Consider the following 24,790-nt stretch of genomic DNA (forward strand, 5'->3'; position numbering starts at 1 on the left):
AAGAATAATTATTAGTGGTTCGGTATCGCTACCGGCAGGGTCACAATCAGAATTGATAAAGCGATTAATATTGGCAATGCAGAAAAATTCATTTGATGCTGAATGAATTTGTTGGTTTGATGCAGTTAACAAATCTGCGATTTAAAAATGGGCACACATCACATAATTTCTGTGTGGAGAGGCGGATGGAAAAGCAGCCGGAGCACTTACCTTCAATTAAATCACTGCGGGTTTTTGAGCAGGTGGCCCATTTTGGTAATGTCGCGCGGGCGGCTGAAGAATTAAATATTACCCCCTCGGCAGCCAGTCATCAGCTGGCTAAACTGGAGCGGGAACTGGGCTGTATTCTGTTTAATCGTTCGGCAAAAGGCGTAGCGCTCACGCTGTCGGGAGAACATTACCTCAGGGAGATCGGCCCGATATTGCTGGGCCTGGCGCAGGCCACGGCGCGCATCAGTAATGAGAAAGCGCGCAGTAACCTCAGGATCCACTGCGCACCCAGCTTCGGTCTGCTCTGGCTGTTGCCACGCATCCATAAATTCCGCAACAGCTATCCAGAGTTTCAGCTTACCCTCTCCTGCTCATATGAAAATCTCTCTTTCAGCCGGGACAATATTGATATTGCGATACGTCACGGCTTCCCGGACTGGAACGCGTTTGAGATTAAAACTCTCCGCCATGAAAAAATGTCGGTGCTGGCCTCACCGGCATATCTGAAACAGCATCCTGTCAGTCAGGCCGCGGATTTGATGCATCACGCGCTGATATTATCGGAGTCACCGCTTATTCAATGGCCGCAGTGGTTTGCGTCGCAGCAACTTCCTCAGCCGGATAAGGAGTGGTTATTTCGCTTTGACCGCTCTTATATGAGTCTTGAGGCAGCAATGTTAGGCCACGGTCTGATTTTTGAGAGTGAGTTGCTGGCAGAGGATTATCTGCGCAGCGGGAAACTGGTCAGAGTGCTGACTGAGCAGCATAGCCTGCCCGTCAGCGCCCACCATCTGGTCTATCCGCGTGGATTTGCGCAGTTTCCTCGTGTTGCACATTTCCTGAGCTGGATACAGGAAGAACTCAGAACGTTAAGCTGATGTTAAAATAAATTCCGCCCCGTCACTATGACGCGGGTTTATTTCTGCTGGTAATTATTCATACCTTAAAAGTCGCATTGCCAAAGCTAACTTTTAAATACCGTCTACACTTCTTTACCCAATCGGTAAATATGTTCCATTTCTATTCCGTATGAAATTTAATCAAACGGATGTTTAACTTCTTAATGGCAGGAATATTATGAGTACAAATACACCAGACGCTGGGGAAGCGGGCGATCACGCGCCTGCGGATACGGTACGCCAGCGCATTTTTTTAGTGGTGCTGGTTGCCACCATGGGCGCGCTGGCTTTTGGCTATGACACCGGAATTATCTCGGGTGCATTACCTTACATGACGTCACCACCTGACCAGGGGGGGCTTGGACTGAACTCATTCACGGAAGGGCTTGTTGCCTCTTCGCTGGTGTTCGGTGCCGCTATCGGCTCTTTCCTCAGTGGTTTCTTCTCGGACCGTTTTGGCCGTCGTATTACCCTTCGCACCCTGGCGGTCATTTTTGTACTGGGTTCGCTCGGTACGGCACTGGCACCTTCCGTCAATGTGATGGTGGCCATGCGCTTCCTGCTGGGCATCGCTGTCGGCGGTGGCTCATCAACCGTGCCGGTGTTTATTGCGGAAATTGCCGGGCCACGTCTTCGTGCGCCGCTGGTAAGCCGCAATGAGCTGATGATTGTCACCGGACAGCTCATCGCCTATGTCGCCAGTACGCTTCTGAGCTATCTCCTGCATGATGAGCATCTGTGGCGCTACATGCTGGCCATTGCAATGGTGCCTGGTTTTCTGCTGTTTGTTGGCACGTTCTTCGTTCCGGCATCGCCACACTGGCTGGTGGCTGAAGGGCGTCTGAAAGAGGCAAAAAAGATTCTGAAGTATCTGCGTGAAACGCCGCGTGAAGTACGTCATGAAATGGCGCAGATGAAGAAGCAGGCGAAGGCAGCTGAACGCGGGCCGGAAGCGAAAACCCTGATTCGTGAGAAATGGGTTATCCGCCTGATGATTATTGGTGTCGGTCTCGGCTTTGTCGCGCAGTTTACCGGTGTTAATGGTTTCATGTATTACACGCCGATCATCCTGAAGTCGACCGGCCTGGGCACCAGCGCCTCCATTGCTGCGACTATCGGTAACGGTGTGGTTTCTGTTCTGGCGACCTTTGTCGGTATCTGGGCGATTAGCCGTTTCCCGCGTCGTACCATGCTTATTACCGGTCTGTGTCTGGTGATTACGGCACAGATCCTGTTGGGCAGCGTGATGACCTTTATGAGTTCGAGCCTGATGCAGAGTTATCTCGCCCTGGGCTGTATTCTGCTGTTCCTGTTCTGCATGCAGATGTGCATCTCGCCGGTCTACTGGCTGATGATGTCCGAGCTGTTCCCGATGCAGTTGCGTGGTGTGTTAACCGGTGGCGCAGTTTCATTACAGTGGATTTTCAATGCTGTGGTCGCGTTCGGCTTCCCACCGATCATGGAGTATGCCGGCAGCACGACCTTCTTTATCTTTGCCGCGATTAACGTTGGCTCGCTAATTTTCGTGATGGCGATGGTGCCCGAGACCCGCGGTAAAAGTCTGGAAGAGATTGAGTCACACATGAAAGAGAAGTTTGGTGAAAAGCCGAAGGAGGCTGAAGCCTGTTAACCCCTCTACCGGATTCGGCCCGTCGGCTGAATCCGGTTTCCTCCCTTATCTGTACTCCCTCACGTCGTATCCCTTTCTGTCAGTTAAGCAGGCGTCATTCACTGTAATCAGCACAGTTCTGGAGATGGTTTCCGGACATCGCTGGCGATTTCAGGCTGAAATCGCCAGAATCTGGCTTAACCCTCAGATGTCGCTGACGGTTGAAACAGCCGTTTAAGCGAACCATGACCGTTGACAAAGATTGAATCTGGCTCTGCGCTATACTCACTTTTCATCTGCTCCGCATGCTGACCGGGATGCACCATGAACATATCAAACTCTGTGGCAGTGGTGGCTGCTCTGCTGATTGCCACGCCATTGCATGCTGAAAATGCGCCGGTTTCATCCTGGTGGAATGCGTTCACTGACGATGTTGCACAAACCTGGAATGCGCCTCAGCACACCGATCTCTACCTGCCGTTTATTAGCTGGCACGCTCGCTTCATGTATGACAAAGAAAAAACCGATAACTATAACGAAAATCCCTGGGGCGGTGGTCTGGGGGTTTCCCGCTATAGCGACAGCGGCAACTGGAGTGCACTTTACGCGATGGCATTTAAAGATTCGCACAATGAGTGGCAGCCTATTATCGGTTATGGCTGGGAGAAGGGATGGTATCCAGGCTCCGGTCAGGACTTCCGGCTCGGTGCCGGATTAACAGCGGGTATCACCGCGCGTGATGACTTTGGCAACTACATTCCGCTGCCGATTATTTTGCCGCTGTTCTCTGCGGGTTACAAAGCGGTGAACGTCCAGTTCACTTACATTCCCGGCACCTACAATAATGGCAATGTGCTGTTCGCGTGGTTTCGCTTAGCCTTTTAATTTTTCAGGAAAGGATTTATGGCCCGGAAGTTTAAAACTGCCACGCGCAGACTCTGGCGTTCAATGCTTATCGTGGGTTTGCTGTTATTGCTGCTACTGATTATTCGCATCTATGAGGCGGAACGTGGCCCGGAATTACATCGCTGGCACACCTGGATTCCACATGAGCTGACAGTTGAACAGCTCGATAAAGCCGGTTACACCGATTATCTTAACGCTGAACATCATCTGTTTGATGAGATGAAGCACCAGGTCACTGACAAACTGGATGCGGATGAGAAAACTCCGCTCAACCGATATTTCTCCGGCAGCATGATCTATCCGGGCCATTTCACCCAGGACTGGAACCGTTCCTATATTCTGCAACCAGAGGGCAGGCCGCGCGGTGCTGTGGTGCTGTTACATGGTCTGACCGACAGTCCTTACAGTCTGCGTCATATCGCAGAAACCTATCGCCAGCAGGGTTATGTGGCCGTAGCGATAAGGTTACCGGGTCACGGGACGGTGCCTGCTGGCCTGACTGATGTTGACTGGCAGGACTGGATGGCGGCTACACGCTTAGCGGTGCGCGAAGCAACCCGTCTGGCGGGCACTCAGACGCCGCTGCATCTGGTGGGATTCTCTAACGGTGGGGCGCTGGCGGTAAAATATGCGCTCGACAGTCTGGGCGACGCCACGTTGCGTCGTCCGCAGCAGCTGATTCTGTTATCACCGATGATCGGTGTCACCCGTTTTGCGCGGTTTGCCGGGATTGCCGGATTGCCCTCTGTTTTCCCGGCCTTCTCGAAAACAGCCTGGCTGAATATCGTGCCGGAGTTTAATCCGTTTAAATATAACTCTTTTCCGGTGCACGCTGCCCGGCAGACCTATTTGCTGACGCAGGCGCTGCAGAAAGAGATCCAGCACTACGCGCGTAATCAGCAGCTCTCAGGTTTCCCGCCCGTGCTGACCTTTCAGTCGGTGATGGATTCCACCGTCAGTACGCCGTCGGTCATCCGCTCGCTCTATAACTATCTGCCAGTGAACGGCAGCGAACTGGTGCTGTTCGATATCAATCAGGCGGTCAGCGTCAGCCCGTTATTCCGCCACTCCTCTTACACGGCAGTTAACCAGCTCTTACCCGCGGCCCGTCGGCATTATTCCTCCACGGTGATAACCAATGCTGCCGCCACGTCGCTGGAAATGGTGACCAAAAGCGTGCCTGCCGGTGAGATTCAGGAGCGGATTCAGCCACTGGCCATCAACTATCCGGCCGGGCTTTACTCGCTGTCGCACGTGGCGATCCCGTTCCCGGCTGAGGATGGTCTTTACGGCAGTGCGCCTGCGAAGAAAAATGAGTTTGGTATCAGTTTTGGTACGTTGTCACTGCGCGGCGAGAGTGCAGTGCTGATTGTGGGGCTGGACTCGATTATGCGCGCGACCTCTAACCCGTTTTACCCTTACATGATTAACCGAATCGATCACCACATCGGTTGCAGTGATAAGCCGCAACTGGCCACCTGCCTCAGCAGTTTCTGAATCAATAAAGCCACAGGCCCGCAACATGCGGGCCTGTGATTATATCGCGTTCAGCTTTTCCATTACCTCATCCGACAGTTGCAGGCTGCCACTGGCCAGATTCTCTTTGAGGTGTTGAGATGAGGAAGTGCCGGGAATCAACAGAATATTGGGCGAGCGCCTCAGCAGCCAGGCCAGCGCGACCTGCATCGGGGTCGCATTCAGTGACGCAGCAACATCATTGAGCCGATCCGACTGTAATGGGGAGAAGCCGCCGAGCGGAAAAAACGGCACATAAGCGATGCCCTGCTGCGCCAGCTGATCCACTAGCCCGTCATCCTGTCGATGCGCCAGGTTATACATATTCTGCACGCAGACAATGGGCGTCATCGCCTGGGCTTCGGCAATTTGCGTGGCAGTGACGTTGCTCAGGCCAATATGCCGAATCAGCCCGCGCGTCTGTAACGCCAGCAGCGACTCCAGCTGGGGTGCCAGAGAACCCTCTTTGGGCTTCGCCGGATGCAGCATACTGCGCAGGTTCACCACTTCAATCACGTCCAGCCCCAGATTGCGCAGGTTATCTTCCACCGCCTGAGTCAGCGCTTCAGGTTCCATCGCCGCCAGCCAGCCGCCTTTTGCATCGCGGCGTGCACCCACCTTGGTCACAATTGTCAGATTCTGCGGATAAGGATGGAGCGCCTTTTTGATTAACTGATTGGTTTCGTGCGGGCCATAAAAGTCGCTGGTGTCGATATGATTAACACCTGCCGCAATGGCGTCGCGTAAAACCTGAATTGCCTTTGCTTCATCTTTTACCGGCCCGAATACGCCTGGCCCGGCCAGCTGCATTGCGCCGTAGCCGAGACGGTTAACTTCACGATCGCCTAACGGATAAGTCATGGTGATGTCTGACATGAAAACCTCCTGCGTGAATGTAGATCAATTGTAACGGTGATTTAGCTGTGCAACTATCCGGTGAAATCAGGACAGACTGTACGGGATGATGCACAATGGCAATCGATATGGCGCTGCTGGATGCTGTCGTGGCGGTGGCAAAAGCGGGAGGATTTCGGGAAGCCGCTCGTATTACAGGCAGCAACGCGTCGCGCCTGAGCGATGCGGTGCGGCGGGCAGAACAGCAGCTAGGTATCCGACTGTTTCACCGGACGACACGCACGGTAGTATTAACTGAAGCGGGCAGGGCGCTGATGGAACGTCTGTTGCCCGCCATGAATGAAGTTAATGCCGCGCTCGATGCGGTGAATCGCTATCGCAACATGCCAGGCGGCACGCTGCGGCTGAATGTCCCGGTTAGCGCCACCCGGCTGGTCTTGCCCGGGCTGGTACCGGAATTTCTGCGGCGCTATCCCGATATTCAGCTGGAAATCGTGGCTGAGAGCAGCGTGCAGGATGTCTTTCGTGACGGCTGCGACGCCGGGATTCGTTATGATGAGCGGCTGGAGCAGGATATGGTGGCGATGCCCATTGGCCCCCGTCAGCAGCGGTTCGCGCTGGCCGCCTCTCCGGCTTATCTTGCGGAACATGGCCGACCGGCTCACCCTCGCGATCTGATCCATCATCGTTGTCTGCGTGGCCGTTATGCCAGCGGCATCATGGCTGACTGGACATTCAGCCGCGAAGGGAAAGAGATCAGCGTTGAAACTCGCGGGCCGCTGGTGGTGTCCGTCGGCGGGGCAATGGATCTGGCTGTAGAGGCCGCGATTGCCGGAAGTGGTGTGATCTATCTGTTTGATGAGTGGCTCAGACCGGCCCTGGACAACGGCAGGCTGGAACCGCTACTGCAACCCTGGTGGCTGACCTTTTCCGGTCCGTGGCTTTACTACAACGATCGCCGTCTGATTCCGGCTCCGCTTCAGGCGTTTATCGATTTTGTGCGCGAAATAAATGCGCGCGAAAAACCTGTCAGCTATACCAGCTAAATCCCTGCGGCACCCGTGAAAAACCGGCGTGTCGCAATGCGTTAAGCAGCGGTGACTGCGATACCGCTTTACCATCTACCGTCTCCAGCGTAAAACTTGCGGGCTTTTCACGTTTCAGCGCCACGCCCAGCGCCGCGACTGCGGTCTCAAGCTGTGCGAGGTCGTCGCTGAACGTCAGCAACTCTTTTCCTCCTGGTGCCAGAAAGAGCATCAGCGCGCCGCCGGCGATCACGACCCGCGCGCCCTGACGACGCGTCGGGCGTATGCCGCTGGCATGAAGCGGCCAGCTCAGCATCGCGCCAAACGGATTGGCGGGGTCGAGTGCAGCCAGCGCCACCGCCTCAGTACCACTGGCCGGGGCTTCGGCCAGCGCCCGAAGCTGCTCAATGGTCTGGTGGTCAGCAAACTGCGCACCACCTGACCCGGCAACAAACTGTCCGCGCAGCAGTCGCCCGGCATCTTCCATGCTGCGCAGTACGGGCTGCAATGCCGGAAACCCACCGGGGATCTGCTCTGAAACTGCACTGCCTCGCGTGATCACCCCATAACGATCAAGCAGATTTTCTGCCAGCGAGAGAGCCAGTCGGGCAGGCGCAATTTCCTGCCGGTTAATCTTTGACCAGCGCCCGGCCAGCGTATTGACCGCTGGCCGCCGTGCGGGCAAAGCACCAGGCGTAAAGCGCTGTCCAAAGCGGGTGCGCAGAGTGCGTGCTGGTCGTGAACGCGTCACGCCGGGCGTGGTCAGCAGCCCACGTACCGCAATCCAGCTATCTGCCGTGACATAGCCCCGCCACACCAGTTGCCACAGGGCGTCATAGACGTCGGTGGGTTGTGTCTCTGGTGTGCCCATCTGCGCCATAATCTCATGAACAAACCATGCGCCGCCGCGGCTCAGTGCGTCGAGCATCGCCTGCTGGATTGGCGTAAGAGGGAGTGTGGCGTCTGCCTCCGGCAGCGTCTCAGCAGCGAATTCGGTGAGGTGAAGCGAGATCAGACCATCATTCTGTCCCTGCGCTCTATGTCCGCACCAGACCACCTCGCCACTGGCTAACAGTTCGTCGAGCATCGCAGGCTGATAGTCGGCAATCCTGGCGCGCAGGATTTGTGACTCCCACAGAGAAGCAGGTAATGGCACGCCCGCCAGTTGCTCTATCACCCGCAGCAGCCCGCTGACACCCTGATGCGCGTGGTTAATCAGGCCATGCCGCGTCAGCAACAGGCTGACCCAGGCGGCGGGTGAAACCGGCCGGGTTGCTTCGCGTGCTGATTGCAGTGAACGTAAGCGCAACTTTTTGAAGATCTCTGAGGAAACCCACTCCGTTTCCGATGTGTCCGCTGCCGTATCTGTGTTCAGCAGGCTACCTTGTTGATACAGGCGTAGCAGTACCGCATTCACTACGGCTACACCCAGTCCCAAATGAGTTGCCAACTGTCGGGCGGTGAACAGCGTATGGGTGCGAGCGTAGCGGTTCGCCAGATCGCGTAGTGGATCGGTCTGCGTCTCCAGAAATGTGTCGGGCAGATCGTCAGGCAGCTCAGTGCCCAGCGCATCGCGCAGGCGAGCCGCATCTTCAATTACGGCCCAGCGAGCTTCACCAGCGACCGTCACCGGGATCACGCGCCGGGCGGCAGCAAACTGCGACACGGCTTCTGCGATTTGCTGGTGATTGCCACTGAACCGCGCCGAAATACCGGCAACGGAGAGTGGACCGAGATCGCGCAGCAGATCGATAATGCCTTCGGCGTGCTGTGCCTGATAGCGGGAATCAATGCGCTGCAGTTCCTTTCCGATCTGCTCAACCACGTCAGGTGCCAGCAAATCACGCCTGCTGGTCTGGCCGAGCAGTTCACCCAGCAGATTACTGTCGAGCGCCAGCAGTGAGGCTCGTCGTTCAGCCTGTGGAGCATCGCTGGCGTAGATAAATTCTGCGACATAGCCAAACAACAGTGGAGCGGCGAAAGGAGAGGGCTGTTCGGTCATCACCTCAACCAGCTTTACGTCTCCCTGTGCCAGCTGTTCCATCAGCTGGTGCAGGGCAGGCAGATCGTACACATCCTGCAGGCATTCGCGTGCGGTTTCGATCAGGATAGGGAAATCATCATACTGTCGGGCGACGGCTAGCAACTGACCGGCGCGCAGCCGCTGCTGCCAGAGTGGTGAGCGCTTACCCGGATTGCGCCTCGGCAGCAGCAGTGCGCGAGAGGCACACTCCCGGAAGCGGGCAGCGAACAGTGCTGATTGCCCGACACTCTCCGTAACGTCCTGAGTGAGCTGGTCGGCGTCGAATATAAACAGGTCAGCGCCGGGCAGATGCCCTTCGCTGGCGGGAAAGCGGGCTACGATGCCGTCATCGCTGGCTGCGACGGAAGCATCAATACCCAGGCGGTGCTGGATCCGGGCGGCAATTGCCAGCGCCCAGGGCGCATTGACCCGCTTTCCCCATGGCGAGTGCAGAATCACCCGCCAGTCGCCAGTTTCGTCCCGGCAGCGTTCAATCAGTAACGTGCGATCGTCGGGCAGTACGCCGGTCGCGACACGTTGTTCAGCCAGCAAAGCCAGCAGATTTGTCACTGCACGGGCATTCAGCCCCAGCGCGTGCAGCTGCTGTTGCGCAGCATCCGGTGAAGCACTGTTCAGGTGACGCAGAAACATCCCGAGGCTGGCACCTGAATCGGCAGAACGGCCAATGCCCTCACCGCGCCAGAAGGGCAAACGGGCGGGACGGCCTGGCGCGGGAATCACCAGCACCTGATCGTGCGTGATCTGCTGAATGCGCCACGACGTTGCCCCCAGAGTAATGATGTCGTTGACCCGCGACTCATAGACCATCTCTTCATCCAGCTCGCCGACCCGACGAGAGCCCGCCTGCTCTTCGCCTTCGGGCAGGATGACGCTGAACATGCCGCGATCAGGAATGGTACCGCCGCTGGTCACGGTCAGATTCTGAGCACCAGGTCGCGCCGTCAGCAGTCCGCTCTGGCGATCCCATACCAGCTGTGGCCGCAGCTGAGCAAAGGCATCTGACGGAAATTTACCCGCCAGCATATCCAGCGTGGCATCAAACAGCCGACGGGAGAGAGAGCGAAATGGATCGGCCCGGCAGACCTGCGCATACCAATCATCGGCCTGCAAAGGATCCATTGCCACCGCCGCCAGCGTTTGCTGCGCCAGAATATCGAGCGGGTTACGGGGCGGAGCCAGCGCATCGAGGTGACCCGCCCGCATCGACTGTAATATCACGGCTGAATCCAGCAGATCACGCCGGGTGCGGGGAAACAGGATGCCGGTGGAGATGCCGCCAACCTGATGTCCGGCGCGACCCACACGCTGCAGGGCGCTGGCGACTGACAGCGGCGCGCCGACCTGAATCACCAGATCCACCGGCCCCATATCAATGCCCAGTTCCAGGCTGGAGGTCGCCACCACGCAGCGCAGTCTGCCCTGCTTCAGGGCAGCTTCAATCTCGCCTCGCTGTTCTTTTGAGACGGAACCGTGGTGTGATCGGACTATAATTTCGTCGGCGCGCTCTGTATCCCGTTCATCAGCGGTTTGCTTCGCCAGGTAACGCGCATTGAGCCGCGCCGTCAGCTTTTCTGCCAGGCCGCGCGAATTCACAAACACCAGCGTGGCGCGATGGGCCATTACCTGCTGCAGAATGCGCGCTTCGATATGTGGCCAGATCGATCCGCTTGCAGTGCTCGCTTCACCGGTCAGGTCATCGGCGCTGGCAATATCGGTCATATCCTCAACCGGCACTTCGATCGTCAGGTGCAGCGTGCGATCGGCGGCAGGATTAACCACCTGAACCGGCTGACAGCCGCCGAGAAAGGCCGCTACCCGTTCAACCGGTCGCACCGTGGCAGAAAGCCCGATGCGCTGGGCGGGCTGTGGCAGCAGCGCGTCCAGCCGCTCCAGGCTCAGCGCCAGCTGGGAACCGCGCTTTGAACCCGCCACCGCATGCACCTCATCAACAATAACCGTGGTGACGCCCTGTAGCGTGGTGCGTGCTTTGGAAGTCAGCATCAGAAACAGCGATTCGGGTGTGGTGATCAGGATATCGGGCGGGCGACGTAACAACCTGGCGCGCTCCGCGCTGGGGGTATCACCGGATCGCATCCCGATATTCAGCGTGATTTCTGGCTCATTCAGCGCCTGCCGCTCGGCGTAAACGCCTGTCAGCGGCAGATTCAGGTTGCGCTGCACGTCGGCTGCCAGCGCTTTGACCGGTGAAATATAGAGAATGCGGGTGGTCGTTTCGCGTGTGGGAGCAGGCTGGTCAGTTCTGACCTGAAACAGCGTGTCGATGGCAGTCAAAAAGGCCGCCAGTGTTTTTCCGGAACCGGTAGGCGCGATCACCAGCGCATGCTCTCCACTGGCAATCGCCTGCCAGGCCGCCTTTTGCACCGGCGTCGGCGCAGCAAAGGCAGCAGAAAACCAGCGTCGGATGGCGGGTGAAAAACGGGCCAGGACCGTATCAGACTGGGATTTCGACATCATACTCACGGCATCGCGCAGTGACTGCGCCTGGAATTAATCCGTTGAGTGTAAGTGAAAATCGCCGTTTGTGGATGACGCGGCCGATCTCTGGCCGTATCAGTGGTGTTTAAGAACAGGCCGTGCCAGCTAAAGCGCGACCTCTGACCGCCAGGAGTGACACCAGCGCCAGCATAATAATGGTCATGCCATAGAGCCAGGCGGTGTTGGTCAGCCCGATATGGGGTGCGGCAATACCGGCCGCAATCGCGGGCAGGGCAAAGGCGAGATAGCTTTTGATCAAAAAAGCGGAGAACAACCCGGCCCGTTCATGACTCTCTGCTAACGGCATAATGATCTTCAGCACGCTGGAGAAAATCGATCCAAACCCCTGACCCGCAATGGCGGTGCCGATATAGAGCAGGGCCACGCTGTGCAGGGAAAGGCCTGTCAGTGTGACACCGACACCCGCCATCAGCATAAGGGTTCCAATAACTAATGCCCGCGCGGGTGGCAACGGACGAAAGAGTAATACGGCTGCCGTTGCACTTAGCATCAGCGTTGCCACAATCGAGCCGCCGATAAACGGCGATGTCAGGCCGGTTGCATTTGCCACCATCGTGGGCATCAGTGACAGATAAAATCCGCCCAGCATCCATGTTGCGATGTTCACCGGCGTCACCTTCAGCAACGGACCCAGTGCGCGTCGCGGAATGCTCACCTGAGGCCGCAGCGCGGCCAGTACTCCAGGCTGAGGCGCAATCGTTTCAGGTATCAGTGGCAGAAGCGCCATCGCGACTACCATCAGCACCATCAGCAGCGCGTAAACCGTGACCGTAGGGAAAGGGGCAAAGCTAACCAGAATGCCACCTGTCAGCGTGCCGAGCGTCATCCCGAGAAACGCGGTGAACGAATTGAGCAGGGGTCCTCGGGTTTTACTGGCGTCAATCAGGCTGGCACCGAAGGTCGGCAGTGCAATACCCGTAGCAAAGCCCTGTACCAGTCGGGCGGCAATCAGGGTTGGGGCCGAACTGGCCACCATAAAGATCATCAGCGCGACCACGTTAATCGCCAGTGCCAGCAGCATCAGCGGACGTCGGCCAGTATAATCCGACACTTTACCCACCGTCAGCAGCGCGGCCAGCAACGCGAAAGCATAAGCACCAAAGATCAGCGTCAGCATGGTCGGCGTCAGATGAAACAGGCTGCGATAAAGCGGGTAGAGCGGCGTTGGCGCACTGCTGGTGGCTGAGATCAGCGCCGCACCGGTAAAGCTAAAAAGCGTGGTGCGGGTAGCCGCCTGCGCTGTCAGGATTGGGTTCATGGGAGTCGCCTTAATGCAAAGGATTAGCTTTTAATAAGGTATACGGTGATTCTGAGCTTAATGCAATATCTTTGCTTTAACGTTTATTGCGATGTGACTTAGTGTCACCTTATGCTAAGCTATGTGTTACTAAGTTACACACCGGAGGACGCATGGCATCAACAAAACTTCGTCAGCAGGGCGGAGCTGTCGTGCTGACTATCCCCAGTGAGATTGCTGCCAGAGCAGGCTGGACCGTCGGCATTGAGCTGGACGTGACCACTGAGGGCGAATCCGTGAATATAGTGCCGGTTACGCGTGTACCACGCGGACGCCGGACCGTTGCTCAGTTGCTGGCCGGTATTGATCAGCTGGAAATCCAGAGTTATAACGACGAGGCCGTCGACGGACTGAATGACGCGCCGCAGGGAAGGGAGCATATCTGATGGTTTCAAGGAGGGTGCCGCAGAAGGGCGAAATCTGGCACGTTAATGGTGATCCGGTTGAAGGGCGTGAGTTTAAAGGGCCGCATTATTATCTTGTTATCTCTCAGCGCGAGTTAGTTGCAGCTCTGGGGACGGCAGTTTGTGTGCCGGTAACAAGCGGCGGCGTTGCGTCGCGCTCACAGGGAGTCACTGTGTTTCTGGACGGTAACAGCACAGATACCGGCAAGGTGACCGGCGTGGCGCTGTGTTATCAGGTGCGTTCGCTTGACCTGACAGCGAGTAAGGCAAGCTATGCTGCCAGGGTAGAGCCATATGTTATGGATGAAATATTGTCTCTGGTTATAGACCTTATCGACCCGCGATAAATAAAACTCTGCGACAGCAAGATTTTAATAAATTACTGATTTATTCAATCCGGGAAGGCATACAGGCCTCATTTAAACTGTAAGTGTGTGACCTGATGAAAGCGTCATAGCCACTAAAGCGTGATGCTCCTCAATTGCCTCCTTCGCCTGTGTTTTTTCTCGTCAGGCCATTGTCCTTTATTCTTCTCTGTCTCTTTCCTGCAACGTGTTTTATGTGCTCTGCGGGTTGTCTATCAATACTGTTTCGACCAGTCTCACTGTTAAAAACAATCATGGAGCCAGATGATGAAGATAGCTGAGATCGATCATATCCATCTTTATGTTGAAAATATTGAGCAGGCAGAGCAATGGTATAACGAAATCCTGGGCTTTTCCCGCGATGATGCACTGTACTTCTGGTTTGAGCAGGGCGGTCCACTTGTCATCAGGAATAACAGTGCATCCCTCTCTCTTTTCCTCAGAAAATCCCAGCCACCTGGTCACACGGTAGCTTTCGGGGTGGCCGCGTCATCCTTTAACGAACTCCTGCCTGTACTCAGTAAGAATAAAATCCCTTTCAGCGTCAGTGACCACGACGTGTCGATGTCCGTCTATTTCAGCGATCTCAGTGATAATAAGATTGAAGTGACCTCTTACGACTACCTTCAGGCAAAGCAGATACTGGAGAGCATTGCGTAACACTCTCGCAAGGGCAGGATCGGCTGGTCACCAACGGCGATCAGTAAAGCGAGTTCTTTAATCGCTCTGGCAGCGCTTTGTCATAGGCATCGCCATCGATTTCCGCAATCTGTTTCAGAATCGAGCCGGTGCTGGGCAGCGACTGCCGCGCAATCTGCGTTTCAGCATTCCATAACCCGGAGCGGATAATCGCCCGGCTGCACTGAAAGAAAACGCTCTCCACGTGGATGCGCAGCACGGTTTTGGGCTGCTGATTGTTGACCGCAAAGCGCTCAAGCAGCGCCGGGTCGGTACTGATCGCCGCCGTACCGTTCACACGTAGCGTTTCGCCGATGCCGGGGATGAGAAAAAGTAGCGCAACCCGATTGTCATTTAAAATATTACGCAGGCTGTCGATGCGATTATTGCCACGTCTGTCCGGCAGCAGCAGGGTGTAATCATCTTCGATTTCGATAAATCCGGCCGGATCGCCGCGCGGTGAAACATCCAGCCCCTCCGGTCCCGATGTTGCCAGCGCCACAAAAGGCGAGGCGGCTATAAACGGACGATAGGCGGGATGAATATGATCGGTCACCTTAGCCACAGAAGGCCGGGCGACAGTGCCGTAAAGACGTTCAAGTTCGGTCAGTTCCGTCACTAAGCTGTTCTGTTCAGGCATGTTTGCACTTTCCTTTTATTGATCAGATCCTCAGGACGCTGACGATAAGACACCACAGATCCGACGCGCAGGTTTAACCAGGACTTTAACACCAATAACTGCAGAGTCAGAGCCACTGCGTCGTCCTTTGTGATCACTATTCACTGTGATCCGTCAATCCCGGCTAGACAGAAAGGGATTACCGGGCCAGACCTGTTAAACCCAGGTGTTGGTATCAGAACAACCTGCTGATATAAAGGATTAACCTGATCAGTATCCAAAAGGAGCAAAGGATGTTTTGGGAATCAGAGCGGTTGCTCTACAGATTTACCCTTCGTGAGGATCTTGACGACCTTTTCAGAATTTATGGCGACCCGGAAACGCATAAATTTAACCCGCGAGGCCCGTGGCCTGACAGGGAATATGCTGTTCAGGCCATGGAGCGCATACAGGATAGCTACCGGAATCAGGGTTTCGGCGACTGGACAATATTCGAGAAAGCCCATCCGGAAAAAATTATCGGCTTTGGTGGCGTCTTCAGAAGCCAGTTTGACGGCCGTCAGACTAATAATCTCGGCTACCGGTTTGAGCCAGATGCCTGGAGTAAAGGATATGCCACTGAGCTTTCACGCAGAGCCATTCGCTACGGATTTGAGGAGGCCGGACTCAGCGTCATCACGGGCGTGGTGCGTGAAAACCATCTGGCTTCGCGCCGGGTGCTGGAAAAAGCAGGCTTAACGTTTTTGAAAAAGGTTAACGATCTCGAAGGGCTGCCTCCCAGCCTGATGTATGCCCTCAGCCGACGTGAATGGCTTGACGCTGGTAACGCGCTTAACGTCTGATTTTCCTCTTTGCGAGTCGGGCGCAGTTTTGTCTGCGTCCTCTTACTGCCTTAAACCTCTGAGAAACCCTCTCTTATCCCGCGATTACTTTCCTGCTCACTGGATTACCTTAACCGCCTTACTCAGGGGAGGATTTATGGATATTCGTACGATTTTTATTTCAGCGGTAATGGCAGTCAGTTTGTTGTGGATAGGCGCATCAGACAACCGTTCGTCTCATTTCAGCGGAGAGCCGGTCAAAGCAGGCCTGAGTAAACTTCAGCCCTGAGTGTCACACGCCCGATCGCACACTTTAGCGCCTGCTCAGCCAGAGATGCGGTACACTGCCGCTATCTGTTAATGCAACATCGTTGCGTTAACCAAAACGTTGACGCTGAAAAAGCAGGAGAACGAGATGGCGAGGGAGATGATTCGGCAGGGTGGGCGCAGCGCCCGTATTCAGGCGGAAGTGCATGATACCGTTAACCGGCTACTGGAAACGCGGGATCGTTCCGCCATTACCGTACCGATGATCGCCGAACAGGCAGGCGTAACACCCTCCACGATTTATCGACGCTGGGGCGATCTGGCCCAGTTGCTGGCGGATGTGGCCGTGGCGAGGATGCGACCGATTGCCGATCCGGAAGATACCGGCTCGATGATCGGCGATCTCACCGCGTTCCTTCAGCAGTATGCTGAAGAGATGTCCTCGAAAGTGGGTCGTGAACTGCTTGCCGATGTGATTGGCAGTCATGCTGAAGCGGCCAGCCATAAATGCTGTGGATTCACCTATCAGCATCTTGAAACCCTGAATAACCGGGCCATCGCGCGCGACGAAGCGGGTTTTGACGTTGATCGCCTCGTCGATGTCGCTGTCGCGCCCGTGATGTTCCACATACTGTTTGGTGATCGTGACGTTTCAGCGGAATACTGTTCGTTGCTGATTCAGCAGGCATTTTAACTCAGCCCTGAACGTAGGGCAGGGCGGCTTCGGTGATCAGGTGCTGCAACAGCGCACGAGCGGGATCGTCACTCTGGTCTGAGCGGGCCAGCGCAATACCCAGATGGCCAGGCTGCGGCAGTCGCTGTGATTCTGTCACCAGCCCCTCCGGCAACCCCGCGCGGGTGCGCAGGGTGATACCCAGCCCGGCCTGCAGCGCGGCCCAGATGCCGCTAAGACTGTGACTGGTAAACACCACGCGCCACGGAATGCCTGCCTTATCCAGCGCCCCGGTAGCGCGGGTTCGCATCACACAAGGCGCCTCAAATGCCACCAGCGGCAGCGGTTCGCCACGCTGCAGAATCCCCGCCAGATCAAATGCCGGATGCTGTATCCAGACTAACGGACACTGACCGATCACCTGCGTGCCGGATTGCTGTTCCGCCTGCCACAGGAGCGCTAAATCCAGCTCATGACGAGCCAGTGCCGTTAAGAGCGCCAGATTTCTGTCGACGCGAGCGGTCAGCATCACGCCCGGATGCTGCCGGTTAAACGCGCCGAGAATGGCAGGCATCAGCGCCTCGCCAAAATCCTCCTGCATGCCGATGCGAATTTCGCCCTGCAATGCTTCGCCTTTCACGGCCCGCAAGGTCTCATCGTTCAGTGACAACAGACGTCTTGCGTAACTCATCAACTGCTCGCCACTGCGGGTTAATTGCAGATGCCGCCCTTTTTTCATCACCAGCGCGGTACCGCATTGCTGCTCGAGTTTTTTAAGCTGCGCACTGACGGCTGAGGTTGACCGGCAGAGGTGCTGTGCCGCAAGAGCAAAGCTGCCCGCATCAATACCCGCCACGAAACTGCGCAGCGCATCCATATCGAGCGATTCCGGTACTTTGTTCATCATTGTCCTTAAAATGAGGATAGTGGATGCTGATTAATTTGATTTTCAGGATTAACGGGCTGAGTGACACTCTCTCTGACCAACGAGGAGCGTGCAATGAAAAAATCACTGGATCGGGAAACACTGGCGCAGCGCGCGCCAAAACTGGCTGAACTGACGCAGCAGGTGCTGTTTGATGATATCTGGCAGCGCGGCCTGCTGTCATCACGTGAGCGCAGCCTGCTGACGCTGGCAACCCTAACTGCGCTGGGACGCGTCCAGCAGTTGCCGTGGCACATTAACTACGCCCGGCAAAATGGACTGACGCTGGATGAACTGGTGGAGAGCTTCACGCATCTGGCATTTTATGCAGGCTGGCCTGCTGCCGTTACCGCGCTGAGCTATCTGGAGGATAATCACTGATGCCCTTCACCCGGATCACCTTGCGGCAAGGTTACAGCGATGCAGATCTTCATCTTCTCTCCACGCTGCTGCAGCAGGCGCTGGTCGCAGAATTTGACGTTCCAGAGCAGGACTGTTTTCAGATCATTGAGATGCTGCCTGGCTCTCAGCGTGTGTTTGATCGCCGTTATCTCAGCGGAGGCCGCAGCGAAAATTTCGTGCTATTTCAGATAACGGCAGGCCGTTCGCGTTCCCGGCAACAGAAGCAACGCTTTTATCACGCACTTTGCGCGGCACTTCAGACAAAGATGGCAATCGATCCTGATGATGTGATGATCATCATTCAGTTTAACAGCACCGAAGAGTGGAGCTTTAGCGGCGGCCGGATGCTGGCACAGGCGGCGTTATGATTATCATGCACTATCGCTTTACGCTGCCCGCTGACTATGACATGGGCATCATCGAACAGCGCATCAGTCTGAACGGAGCCCGGCTGGATGGCTTTCCAGGGCTGGTGGCAAAAGCGTATCTTTACGCCTGCCGTGAGGATGGAGTACTCAATGAAAATCGCTATGCGCCGCTCTATTTCTGGCGGGAGGCGAGTGGCATGCAGCGTTTCCTGCAAAGCCCGGGCTTTGCGACGCTGGTCAGGGATTTTGGCTGGCCGATCATCGAAAGCTGGCTGGCGTTTGAGGAACCGACTTTCACCACTAATCTGGCTGAAGCCCGTTTTATGACACTGAACCGCTGGACGATTTCGCCACATACGAACCTGGCAGCACTGCCGGTGAAAGCAGGCTTCAGCGCCTGGGATGTGACCCGCTGGCAGGGATTAACGGTTAACGTATCTCAGCAGCGACCAGCGTCCGGTCCGGAGGTCTATCGCATCGGTTATCTGGCGCGAGGCGCTGCCGCTGCAGATCTGCGGCTGTAGCAGCGGCGTTGATGCGGAGTGCCATTCAGAGGGCAAAAATGGCTTCAATCTCTATGCGCAGGTCAGCGGAGAACAGTCCGCTGACCTGTACCAGCGAGCTGGCGGGCAGATGTTCGCCGTAGTTGCGATAAAGCACTTCCCGCAGCGCGGTGATCTCTGTGAAAGAGGTGATAAATATCGTGACTTTCAGCAGCGCTGCGAGCGACGTATTCTCAGCTACGGCAACTGCCCTGAGTTGATCAAAAATGGCTTCTGCCTGTTCAACCATATCTCCCTGCTGAGCCGCCGTACCGAAAGCGGTCAGCCCTGAGACATACAGCGTCTCACCATGTTTCACTGCGTGGACATAAGGCGCTTTTACTTCGTCCAGTGGCGGGTAATTTTTGCGTTCTGGCAGGGTCATATTTTCTCCTTCATCATGTGAATCATCAGACATTACTCTCCGCCACCACTTAGCGCATCAGCAGTTGCTGGCAGACAACATTATCCTGCGCGGCGCGCTGTTGCTCATCGGCTTTCAGTTGCTCCCAGCGGCCAATCACGCTGCGTCCCAGCCGCGGTTTATAGGCTATTTTCTGCAGCGCATAGTCAGAATTGCCGCCTTCAATAACATTTCGCATCTGCTGGTCGAACGGCTGCTGACCTTGGTGATCAATTGCGCAGAACACCGCGACGTAATACGCTTTGTCTTCCTCACTGTCGTGCGGGATTAAAAGCCAGCCAGGGCGAGCATAAGCAGCAGCGGAAGAATATATTTTAGCCATTTATAACACTTGTTTTCGTATGATTAACAGCCTCATACCCTTTTCAGTATGGCGATAGTATCTGAACCTGCACCCTGCACCCTGCACCCTGCACCCTGCACCCTGCCGCCAACGCAAATACCTTCTTATAGACATTTGTCGAATTAACGCTTTTGTGCCACATCATGCTCTGCAGCATCCTCATTGGAATGTCCGCATAGAGCATATGTATGGCGTAGCTACTGCTGAAAAGTAATCAAAATGTAATCCCGTCCAGCCTCGTTCAGCCAGATGCACACTGTGATGTCTGTCACGGCCCAGAGCCTGACTTTTCTCGGTACGGTCGGTCTCAGCATGACAGCGCCTAAGCAAAAATTTCGGTGTGGAGACCATCAGCTCTTGCTGGTCCACGTACTGCGGGTCGGACAGCGAAATCAGACGATGCAATACTATACCGGCAGGCGCTCGGTCAGGCCGCCGGTAGTGCCGTCAAAATAGCCCTGCAGAACGTCAATGCCATGCGCAAACGTGTCCAGATCGCACTCGTGGTCACCGAGTTCACCTGCGTCGCTCAGCACCTGACGGAACTCCGCATATTTTCTGCTGAATATTTTCAGCGCGGTTCCGTTCGCGAAGTCTGCGTCTCTCTTTTCAGAGGAAGTAATTCCGTACAGGATTTTCTCGAAGGCGTAGCTGTAATTATCATGGGCTTTCATGGATTCGAACGTAACAGTTTTCCGGAGGATTCATAGCGTTCTTACAGAAGGGCTGATTTACTCAATATGTAAAAATTAATCAAAGATAATATGAGTGTGCTTATTTTATTCCTGGTTACCAATAGTTTGCTTAAATAAACCACTCGAAATTACCTGATGCCCATCCTGTCATGATCCGACTTTTTCAATTTATAGCATTAACCGGAAGCGTAACACGACGGCGGGGCGGGGAAAAGCCCGGCGCAGACGGCCCTGGCTCGCGTCATTACACCATATGTAGAGGTTAATGCAGATGACAGAGACACGATATGTAGTGCCATGCGCAAAAAACCGCCACCAGGGAAGAAAGATCCGGTTCTGCCCTTATTCGGATCTTCTGAATCAGGAGAAAGAGACGTGAGCAGCATACAGTGAATAGGCAGCCAGAATGGCGCATCTGATATAAAATAGAACTTATGCTGAATTATTGACTGAAAGTGGAAATTATTGCTTTTAAGATTAAAAGCTGCGTCATGAGTAAAATTCGCTCAGCCTGAGTGTCTGAGAGGCGACATCAATCAGAAGACAGGATCAGACCGGCCCGCACCACAACGTTCCATACCGTCCCGCCTTATCCTCTTTACCTCACCATCACCAAAAGTAAAATTTTAGTTAAAAACGCTTTACGAAAGCATTAAACGGATTGTAGATTAAGTAATCCACAATAAAGGTTTATGATCCATGAAAAGAAACGCTGGCAGACCAAGAGAATTTAACCCTACTGACTTTCTGAACGTTGCTCAGGCACTGTTCTGGGAGAAGGGCTACAGAGCGACATCTCTTGCCGATCTCAGAGAAAAATCGGGGCTGGCCAGCGCAAGCATCTATAAACTTTATCCCGACAAACATGCCATCTTCCTTGCTGCGCTTCGTCAGTACATGGATGGCGGCCTGCGGCGCCTCACGCAGCGTGAAAACGAACTTGAACCCGAAACAGCCCTGACCCAGACGCTCGATTTTTTTGCACAGCTCACCGCCGGTCCTGATGGATCACGGGGATGCTTTTCCATTGCGGCGGCCAGTGAACTGCTTCCTGGTGATGAGGCTGTCCGGGAGCTGATTGAATATATGTTTTCAGGCCTGATTTCCCGGCTGACGCGCATTCTGCAAAAGGGCCAGAAGAAAGGCGTATTCCGGAATGACTATGATGCCGGCGTTATGGCTGAAGGCCTTTTTATGATGCTGGAAGGTATGAGGTTATACGGGAAAGTGAAACCAAAAATTGAAAATCTGCGAAGATCAAATGCGTTTTTTATCAATTCTGTTCTCGCATTGCCTGTCAGTAACGATAAGTAACCGGGATAACGTGATGCTGATGGCAGGAATGACCGTCCGGAGAAAAAAAAGGAACAGGCTCCTGACTGTTCTGCATGCGTCAGGTAAAAATGTTATCTGCGGCTGGAGCGAAAAAGGAAGGTTCTATAAAAGAATATTTGATGAAAGCACGCTGATTATACTTACACCATCATCTGCAATAATTACAGTAATGTAGTTATTAACTCTTACATATAAACACTGAGCTCGTTGCCTCAGGGTATTCTCATGCCATCAATAAAAATGAAACTGTTTCACATCCGTTGACAGTGAAAAAATGATCCATAGGCGGAAAATCTATTGATTCTATCTTTCATTGCTTATGCATAATTGTCACTAATAATTCATCAAACAGGTTTGACTCAGATAATTTCGGGGAGTAGTTTTTATATAGTTTTGTAAAGACCCCCTATATAACACTGGATGAGGATTTATAAATGAAGCCGAATGTAGACCAGAATATTGTTCTCAGTACGGAAGAATCAGAATATATCCGATCAGTTCTTGAAAAAATTGACTATGATCCTTCAGGCTCAGACGTTTATTTAAATAAAATCAGAAAGGTTGCCTATACGGTATTTCCTGAAAGGGTGATCACGGCAATCAATAAGGTTAAAGGCTTTTCAGCGAGCGCGCTCGGTTCATTGCAGATTGATAATCTGCCGGTAGATAAGTCAGTCACCGGCAGTCCACGTCATAATGAATCAGGCAGCGCATTCAAAAGTGGCGTATTGACTGAAAATATACTGGTGACAATGGGTGTGCTTACGGGTGAACCCTATTCCATTGCTCATGAAGGCCATGAGCTGGTAAATAATCTTACACCGCATAAAGAGGCAGCCAAAGAGTTTACCGGTCTCGGGTCTGAAGTTGAGCTCGATTTTCATATTGAAAATGCTGCTCAGGCATATATGCCGGAAGGCGATACGTCACCGCTTGCACTCATATTACTGGGCGTCAGAGGGGAACCGCTTGGCGGGCCGCAGACCCGCATTTCCGACTGCCGCCGGGCGCTGGAAAAACTTTCAGAAGAAGATATCAAGCATCTGTACGGCAAAAATTTCATTATCCGCGTGCCTTACCGCTGGCGCGGCGCGTCTGCTGAACCACGTGATAATACTGACCTGAGTCCGATTCTGTCAGGCCCTATCTCTGCCCCGCGTGTGACCGTAGCCTTCTACCCGGATATGGTACTGGCCGTGAATCCGCGTGCAAAACAGGCTCTGGAAAATCTTTATCAGGCAGTACGCGAAGTTTCATTCGGCGTTCAGATCAGCCCCGGCAGGCTGATCCTCATTAATAACAGTTTTACCCTGCATTCCCGTGACAGCTTCAAGCCCGCTTTTGATGAAAACGATCGTGCGCTCCGCTGGGTACAGCGCATTTTTGTAGCCCGCAACCTCTGGAACTTCAGGTCGTTCGTACCCGTTAAAGACCGCGTGTTTGATCCCAACGTGAAAACCGCAGCATCCGAAATACCGGGGCGCGAGAAAACGCCGTCGGCTGCCTGAAGCCACACCGCCACCGGCAGCCTGCTGGCCGGTGGCCTCGACAAGCCCGCCTTGCCTCCGTACGTCAAAGGCGAAGCAGGCGCAACAGAGTCAGCTGGCTTACTGTCAGTTGCCATGCCAGAAAGGAACATTATGAACCCAGCCAGCCGGACATCTCATCGATCAGCCATGACGGGAGGCCAGGGCAATACCGTGACGGGAACTCTGCTTGCAACCAGCTTTGGATTTATTGTGGTTCAGCTGGACGTGACTATCGTGAATGTTGCGCTTCCGGAAATTGGCAGCAGCCTTGAAACAGGGGTTTCAGGACTTCAGTGGGTGGTTGACGCTTATACACTGTCCTTTGCCGCTCTGTTACTGACGGCGGGCGCAGCCGGAGACCGCTTTGGCTGCCGCCGGGTTTTTAACAGCGGACTTTTTCTTTTCTGCCTGGCTTCCCTGACGTGTGCCCTTACGCATTCCGTGGATGTCCTGATCGCGGCCCGATGCATTCAGGGTGCCGGTGCGGCGCTGATCCTCCCGACGTCACTGGCGCTGCTGTCCCACGCCTGCGCGGGCGATCCGGTAGTGCGAAGCCATGCCATAGGATGGTGGAGTGCCATCGGGGGAGCAGTAAGCGCTATGGGGCCGGTCGCCGGTGGTCTTCTTACGACCGCCTTCGGATGGCGCGCCATTTTCCTCGTCAACCTTCCCGTGTGCCTGCTCAGCCTGTGGGCAACTTACCGGTTTGTGGCGGAAACGCCGGCGGAGAAGAGTAAAAGCTTTGATATGCCCGGTCAGGTCCTGGCCATACTGTTTCTGTTCCTGCTCACGTATTCCGTGATTGAGGCAGGAGCAGAGGGATGGCTATCACCAGAAATATGGACCGGACTGGCTCTGGCTCTTGCTGCAGCCCTGCTGTTTGTGGCCCGTGAGACGCGGGCAGCAGAGCCGATGATCCCGTTATCTCTGTTCCGGAACTCCGTGCTGACCATTGCCGTTCTTCTGGGACTGCTTTCCAATCTCACCTTCTATGCTCTGATATTCATTCTGAGCATTTTCTTCCAGAGTGTAAAAGGGTACTCCCCAACGCAGACGGGGCTGGCCCTGCTGCCATTTACAGTGATCATGATTGCCAATGTGGCAAGCAGCCGTCTTACCCGATATTTCACGCCCCGACTCACAGTTGCTGGCGGCGGAATTTTATGTGTACTGAGCTTTCTGCTGTTGCATGACCTCGACAGGGATACGCCGTATTACGTTGTCATGGTGAGCATGATTTTCCTGGCGATCGGTTCCGGAATAAGCACCCCGGCTCTCACATCAGCCATTCTCGGCAACGTGCCGTCAACGCGTTCTGCAACTGCATCAGCCATTTTTAACGTATCCCGGCAGGTTGGCAGCGCGCTGGGCGTCGCGCTGCTGGGCGCACTGATAGTGGGTGCTGCTGAGAGCATGACCGCTGGCGCAAGGCTTGCCTTTGATATCTCAGTGGTGCTCCGGGTGGCCGGAGTCATTCTGGCCGCATTATTTCTTTAAATAAATATATTGTCAGGAAAGGGGAG

The 24,790-nt window shown here is 54.6% G+C and carries 24 protein-coding genes; 16 read left to right on the plus strand and 8 right to left on the minus strand.

Annotation, left to right across the window (positions count from 1 at the left end):
• Positions 1 to 185 precede the first annotated feature (185 nt).
• From NIM72_RS00785 to NIM72_RS00800, 4 genes are all read left to right on the plus strand, one after another.
• Entirely contained in the window at positions 186 to 1,088 is a 903-nt protein-coding gene (locus NIM72_RS00785; RefSeq protein WP_161736872.1) for a LysR substrate-binding domain-containing protein, read from the plus strand.
• A 199-nt stretch (positions 1,089 to 1,287) separates the two neighbouring features.
• On the plus strand, positions 1,288 to 2,739 hold the full coding sequence (locus tag NIM72_RS00790) for a sugar porter family MFS transporter (RefSeq protein WP_253417897.1): 1,452 nt from the start codon (positions 1,288 to 1,290) through the stop codon (positions 2,737 to 2,739).
• Positions 2,740 to 3,042: 303 nt separating this feature from the next.
• Positions 3,043 to 3,603 (plus strand): lipid IV(A) palmitoyltransferase PagP, encoded by a 561-nt coding sequence (pagP, locus tag NIM72_RS00795; protein WP_222925633.1) that lies wholly within the window; start codon positions 3,043 to 3,045, stop codon positions 3,601 to 3,603.
• An 18-nt stretch (positions 3,604 to 3,621) separates the two neighbouring features.
• Complete coding sequence (locus NIM72_RS00800; protein WP_253417900.1) at positions 3,622 to 5,121, plus strand: carboxylesterase; 1,500 nt, start codon at positions 3,622 to 3,624, stop codon at positions 5,119 to 5,121.
• A 39-nt stretch (positions 5,122 to 5,160) separates the two neighbouring features.
• Here NIM72_RS00800 and NIM72_RS00805 read toward each other — a convergent pair whose 3' ends face one another.
• Entirely contained in the window at positions 5,161 to 6,015 is an 855-nt protein-coding gene (locus tag NIM72_RS00805) for an aldo/keto reductase family oxidoreductase (protein ID WP_253417902.1), read from the minus strand.
• 95 nt (positions 6,016 to 6,110) lie between these two features.
• Between NIM72_RS00805 and NIM72_RS00810 the strand changes: the two genes are divergently transcribed.
• A complete protein-coding gene (locus tag NIM72_RS00810) occupies positions 6,111 to 7,040 on the plus strand; it encodes a LysR family transcriptional regulator (protein WP_253417904.1) in 930 nt (309 codons plus the stop codon).
• Here the strand turns inward: NIM72_RS00810 and NIM72_RS00815 are convergent.
• Positions 7,024 to 11,538 carry an ATP-dependent helicase gene (locus NIM72_RS00815; RefSeq protein ID WP_253417912.1) on the minus strand — a complete coding sequence of 1,505 codons (4,515 nt, stop codon included), beginning with the start codon at positions 11,536 to 11,538 and terminating at the stop codon, positions 7,024 to 7,026. The two genes, NIM72_RS00810 and NIM72_RS00815, sit on opposite strands and share 17 nt — an antisense overlap.
• A gap of 106 nt (positions 11,539 to 11,644) precedes the next feature.
• Positions 11,645 to 12,838 carry an MFS transporter gene (locus tag NIM72_RS00820; protein ID WP_253417914.1) on the minus strand — a complete coding sequence of 398 codons (1,194 nt, stop codon included), beginning with the start codon at positions 12,836 to 12,838 and terminating at the stop codon, positions 11,645 to 11,647.
• 152 nt (positions 12,839 to 12,990) lie between these two features.
• On the opposite strand from NIM72_RS00820, the gene NIM72_RS00825 reads away from it, so the two are divergent.
• The 3 genes from NIM72_RS00825 to NIM72_RS00835 all read left to right on the plus strand — a co-directional run bounded on the left by NIM72_RS00825 (position 12,991) and on the right by NIM72_RS00835 (position 14,306).
• Positions 12,991 to 13,263, plus strand: coding sequence for an antitoxin (locus NIM72_RS00825; protein WP_161736856.1), 273 nt, complete (start codon positions 12,991 to 12,993; stop codon positions 13,261 to 13,263).
• On the plus strand, positions 13,263 to 13,628 hold the full coding sequence (locus NIM72_RS00830; protein ID WP_253417922.1) for a type II toxin-antitoxin system PemK/MazF family toxin: 366 nt from the start codon (positions 13,263 to 13,265) through the stop codon (positions 13,626 to 13,628). Before NIM72_RS00825 ends, NIM72_RS00830 begins: the two co-directional genes overlap by 1 nt.
• Positions 13,629 to 13,913: 285 nt before the next feature.
• Positions 13,914 to 14,306 (plus strand): VOC family protein, encoded by a 393-nt coding sequence (locus NIM72_RS00835; RefSeq protein WP_253418323.1) that lies wholly within the window; start codon positions 13,914 to 13,916, stop codon positions 14,304 to 14,306.
• A gap of 40 nt (positions 14,307 to 14,346) precedes the next feature.
• On the opposite strand, the gene NIM72_RS00840 is transcribed toward NIM72_RS00835, so the two are convergent.
• The gene (locus NIM72_RS00840) at positions 14,347 to 14,964 is read right to left on the minus strand and encodes a pyridoxamine 5'-phosphate oxidase family protein (protein ID WP_222925626.1); all 618 of its coding nucleotides are present in this window, start codon (positions 14,962 to 14,964) and stop codon (positions 14,347 to 14,349) included.
• A gap of 272 nt (positions 14,965 to 15,236) precedes the next feature.
• On the opposite strand from NIM72_RS00840, the gene NIM72_RS00845 reads away from it, so the two are divergent.
• The gene (locus tag NIM72_RS00845) at positions 15,237 to 15,785 is read left to right on the plus strand and encodes a GNAT family N-acetyltransferase (RefSeq protein ID WP_253417924.1); all 549 of its coding nucleotides are present in this window, start codon (positions 15,237 to 15,239) and stop codon (positions 15,783 to 15,785) included.
• Positions 15,786 to 16,179: 394 nt separating this feature from the next.
• On the plus strand, positions 16,180 to 16,725 hold the full coding sequence (locus NIM72_RS00850) for a TetR/AcrR family transcriptional regulator (protein WP_253417926.1): 546 nt from the start codon (positions 16,180 to 16,182) through the stop codon (positions 16,723 to 16,725).
• Between the two features lies 1 nt (position 16,726).
• Here the strand turns inward: NIM72_RS00850 and NIM72_RS00855 are convergent, their stop codons facing one another.
• Positions 16,727 to 17,608, minus strand: a complete 882-nt coding sequence (locus tag NIM72_RS00855; protein WP_253418327.1) for a LysR substrate-binding domain-containing protein — start codon at positions 17,606 to 17,608, stop codon at positions 16,727 to 16,729.
• A gap of 96 nt (positions 17,609 to 17,704) precedes the next feature.
• On the opposite strand from NIM72_RS00855, the gene NIM72_RS00860 reads away from it, so the two are divergent.
• Genes NIM72_RS00860 through NIM72_RS00870 form a run of 3 tightly spaced genes read left to right on the plus strand, consistent with a single transcriptional unit; the run spans position 17,705 to position 18,923 of the window.
• Positions 17,705 to 18,010 (plus strand): carboxymuconolactone decarboxylase family protein, encoded by a 306-nt coding sequence (locus tag NIM72_RS00860; protein WP_161736861.1) that lies wholly within the window; start codon positions 17,705 to 17,707, stop codon positions 18,008 to 18,010.
• Positions 18,010 to 18,399, plus strand: a complete 390-nt coding sequence (locus NIM72_RS00865; RefSeq protein ID WP_253417929.1) for a tautomerase family protein — start codon at positions 18,010 to 18,012, stop codon at positions 18,397 to 18,399. The genes NIM72_RS00860 and NIM72_RS00865 overlap by 1 nt, the downstream gene beginning before the upstream one ends.
• Complete coding sequence (locus NIM72_RS00870) at positions 18,396 to 18,923, plus strand: DUF4865 family protein (protein WP_253417931.1); 528 nt, start codon at positions 18,396 to 18,398, stop codon at positions 18,921 to 18,923. The genes NIM72_RS00865 and NIM72_RS00870 overlap by 4 nt, the downstream gene beginning before the upstream one ends.
• 25 nt (positions 18,924 to 18,948) lie before the next feature.
• On the opposite strand, the gene NIM72_RS00875 is transcribed toward NIM72_RS00870, so the two are convergent.
• From NIM72_RS00875 to NIM72_RS21465, 3 genes are all read right to left on the minus strand, one after another.
• Positions 18,949 to 19,326, minus strand: a complete 378-nt coding sequence (locus tag NIM72_RS00875; protein ID WP_253418330.1) for a RidA family protein — start codon at positions 19,324 to 19,326, stop codon at positions 18,949 to 18,951.
• Positions 19,327 to 19,375: 49 nt separating this feature from the next.
• Positions 19,376 to 19,687: a hypothetical protein gene (locus tag NIM72_RS00880; protein ID WP_253417933.1), complete on the minus strand. Its 312-nt coding sequence runs from the start codon at positions 19,685 to 19,687 to the stop codon at positions 19,376 to 19,378.
• Positions 19,688 to 20,115: 428 nt separating this feature from the next.
• Entirely contained in the window at positions 20,116 to 20,244 is a 129-nt protein-coding gene (locus NIM72_RS21465) for a hypothetical protein (RefSeq protein WP_256497356.1), read from the minus strand.
• 858 nt (positions 20,245 to 21,102) lie between these two features.
• Between NIM72_RS21465 and NIM72_RS00890 the strand changes: the two genes are divergently transcribed.
• The 3 genes from NIM72_RS00890 (at position 21,103) to NIM72_RS00900 (ending at position 24,764) form a co-directional block, all read left to right on the plus strand.
• Positions 21,103 to 21,717 carry a TetR/AcrR family transcriptional regulator gene (locus tag NIM72_RS00890; protein WP_161736864.1) on the plus strand — a complete coding sequence of 205 codons (615 nt, stop codon included), beginning with the start codon at positions 21,103 to 21,105 and terminating at the stop codon, positions 21,715 to 21,717.
• Between the two features lie 455 nt (positions 21,718 to 22,172).
• Positions 22,173 to 23,246, plus strand: a complete 1,074-nt coding sequence (locus tag NIM72_RS00895) for a TauD/TfdA family dioxygenase (RefSeq protein ID WP_095707936.1) — start codon at positions 22,173 to 22,175, stop codon at positions 23,244 to 23,246.
• 132 nt (positions 23,247 to 23,378) lie between these two features.
• Positions 23,379 to 24,764 (plus strand): MFS transporter, encoded by a 1,386-nt coding sequence (locus tag NIM72_RS00900; RefSeq protein ID WP_222925619.1) that lies wholly within the window; start codon positions 23,379 to 23,381, stop codon positions 24,762 to 24,764.
• The last annotated feature ends 26 nt before the right edge of the window (positions 24,765 to 24,790 follow it).

Source organism: Pantoea sp. B550, from assembly GCF_024158165.1.
GTDB lineage: Bacteria > Pseudomonadota > Gammaproteobacteria > Enterobacterales > Enterobacteriaceae > Pantoea > Pantoea alfalfae.

Excerpts from the sequence above, each read along its gene's own strand:
- NIM72_RS00880 (WP_253417933.1), bottom strand. The coding sequence starts at position 19,687 with ATGGCTAAAATATATTCTTCCGCTGCTGCTTATGCTCGCCCTGGCTGG.
- NIM72_RS00830 (WP_253417922.1), top strand. The coding sequence starts at position 13,263 with ATGGTTTCAAGGAGGGTGCCGCAGAAGGGCGAAATCTGGCACGTTAAT.
- NIM72_RS00810 (WP_253417904.1), top strand. The coding sequence starts at position 6,111 with ATGGCAATCGATATGGCGCTGCTGGATGCTGTCGTGGCGGTGGCAAAA.
- NIM72_RS00825 (WP_161736856.1), top strand. The coding sequence starts at position 12,991 with ATGGCATCAACAAAACTTCGTCAGCAGGGCGGAGCTGTCGTGCTGACT.
- NIM72_RS00860 (WP_161736861.1), top strand. The coding sequence starts at position 17,705 with ATGAAAAAATCACTGGATCGGGAAACACTGGCGCAGCGCGCGCCAAAA.
- NIM72_RS00835 (WP_253418323.1), top strand. The coding sequence starts at position 13,914 with ATGAAGATAGCTGAGATCGATCATATCCATCTTTATGTTGAAAATATT.
- NIM72_RS00895 (WP_095707936.1), top strand. The coding sequence starts at position 22,173 with ATGAAGCCGAATGTAGACCAGAATATTGTTCTCAGTACGGAAGAATCA.
- NIM72_RS00800 (WP_253417900.1), top strand. The coding sequence starts at position 3,622 with ATGGCCCGGAAGTTTAAAACTGCCACGCGCAGACTCTGGCGTTCAATG.
- NIM72_RS00870 (WP_253417931.1), top strand. The coding sequence starts at position 18,396 with ATGATTATCATGCACTATCGCTTTACGCTGCCCGCTGACTATGACATG.
- NIM72_RS00845 (WP_253417924.1), top strand. The coding sequence starts at position 15,237 with ATGTTTTGGGAATCAGAGCGGTTGCTCTACAGATTTACCCTTCGTGAG.
- NIM72_RS00805 (WP_253417902.1), bottom strand. The coding sequence starts at position 6,015 with ATGTCAGACATCACCATGACTTATCCGTTAGGCGATCGTGAAGTTAAC.
- NIM72_RS00820 (WP_253417914.1), bottom strand. The coding sequence starts at position 12,838 with ATGAACCCAATCCTGACAGCGCAGGCGGCTACCCGCACCACGCTTTTT.
- NIM72_RS00875 (WP_253418330.1), bottom strand. The coding sequence starts at position 19,326 with ATGACCCTGCCAGAACGCAAAAATTACCCGCCACTGGACGAAGTAAAA.
- NIM72_RS00815 (WP_253417912.1), bottom strand. The coding sequence starts at position 11,538 with ATGATGTCGAAATCCCAGTCTGATACGGTCCTGGCCCGTTTTTCACCC.
- NIM72_RS00865 (WP_253417929.1), top strand. The coding sequence starts at position 18,010 with ATGCCCTTCACCCGGATCACCTTGCGGCAAGGTTACAGCGATGCAGAT.
- NIM72_RS00900 (WP_222925619.1), top strand. The coding sequence starts at position 23,379 with ATGAACCCAGCCAGCCGGACATCTCATCGATCAGCCATGACGGGAGGC.
- NIM72_RS00785 (WP_161736872.1), top strand. The coding sequence starts at position 186 with ATGGAAAAGCAGCCGGAGCACTTACCTTCAATTAAATCACTGCGGGTT.
- NIM72_RS00850 (WP_253417926.1), top strand. The coding sequence starts at position 16,180 with ATGGCGAGGGAGATGATTCGGCAGGGTGGGCGCAGCGCCCGTATTCAG.
- NIM72_RS00790 (WP_253417897.1), top strand. The coding sequence starts at position 1,288 with ATGAGTACAAATACACCAGACGCTGGGGAAGCGGGCGATCACGCGCCT.
- NIM72_RS00855 (WP_253418327.1), bottom strand. The coding sequence starts at position 17,608 with ATGAACAAAGTACCGGAATCGCTCGATATGGATGCGCTGCGCAGTTTC.
- NIM72_RS00840 (WP_222925626.1), bottom strand. The coding sequence starts at position 14,964 with ATGCCTGAACAGAACAGCTTAGTGACGGAACTGACCGAACTTGAACGT.
- pagP (WP_222925633.1), top strand. The coding sequence starts at position 3,043 with ATGAACATATCAAACTCTGTGGCAGTGGTGGCTGCTCTGCTGATTGCC.
- NIM72_RS00890 (WP_161736864.1), top strand. The coding sequence starts at position 21,103 with ATGAAAAGAAACGCTGGCAGACCAAGAGAATTTAACCCTACTGACTTT.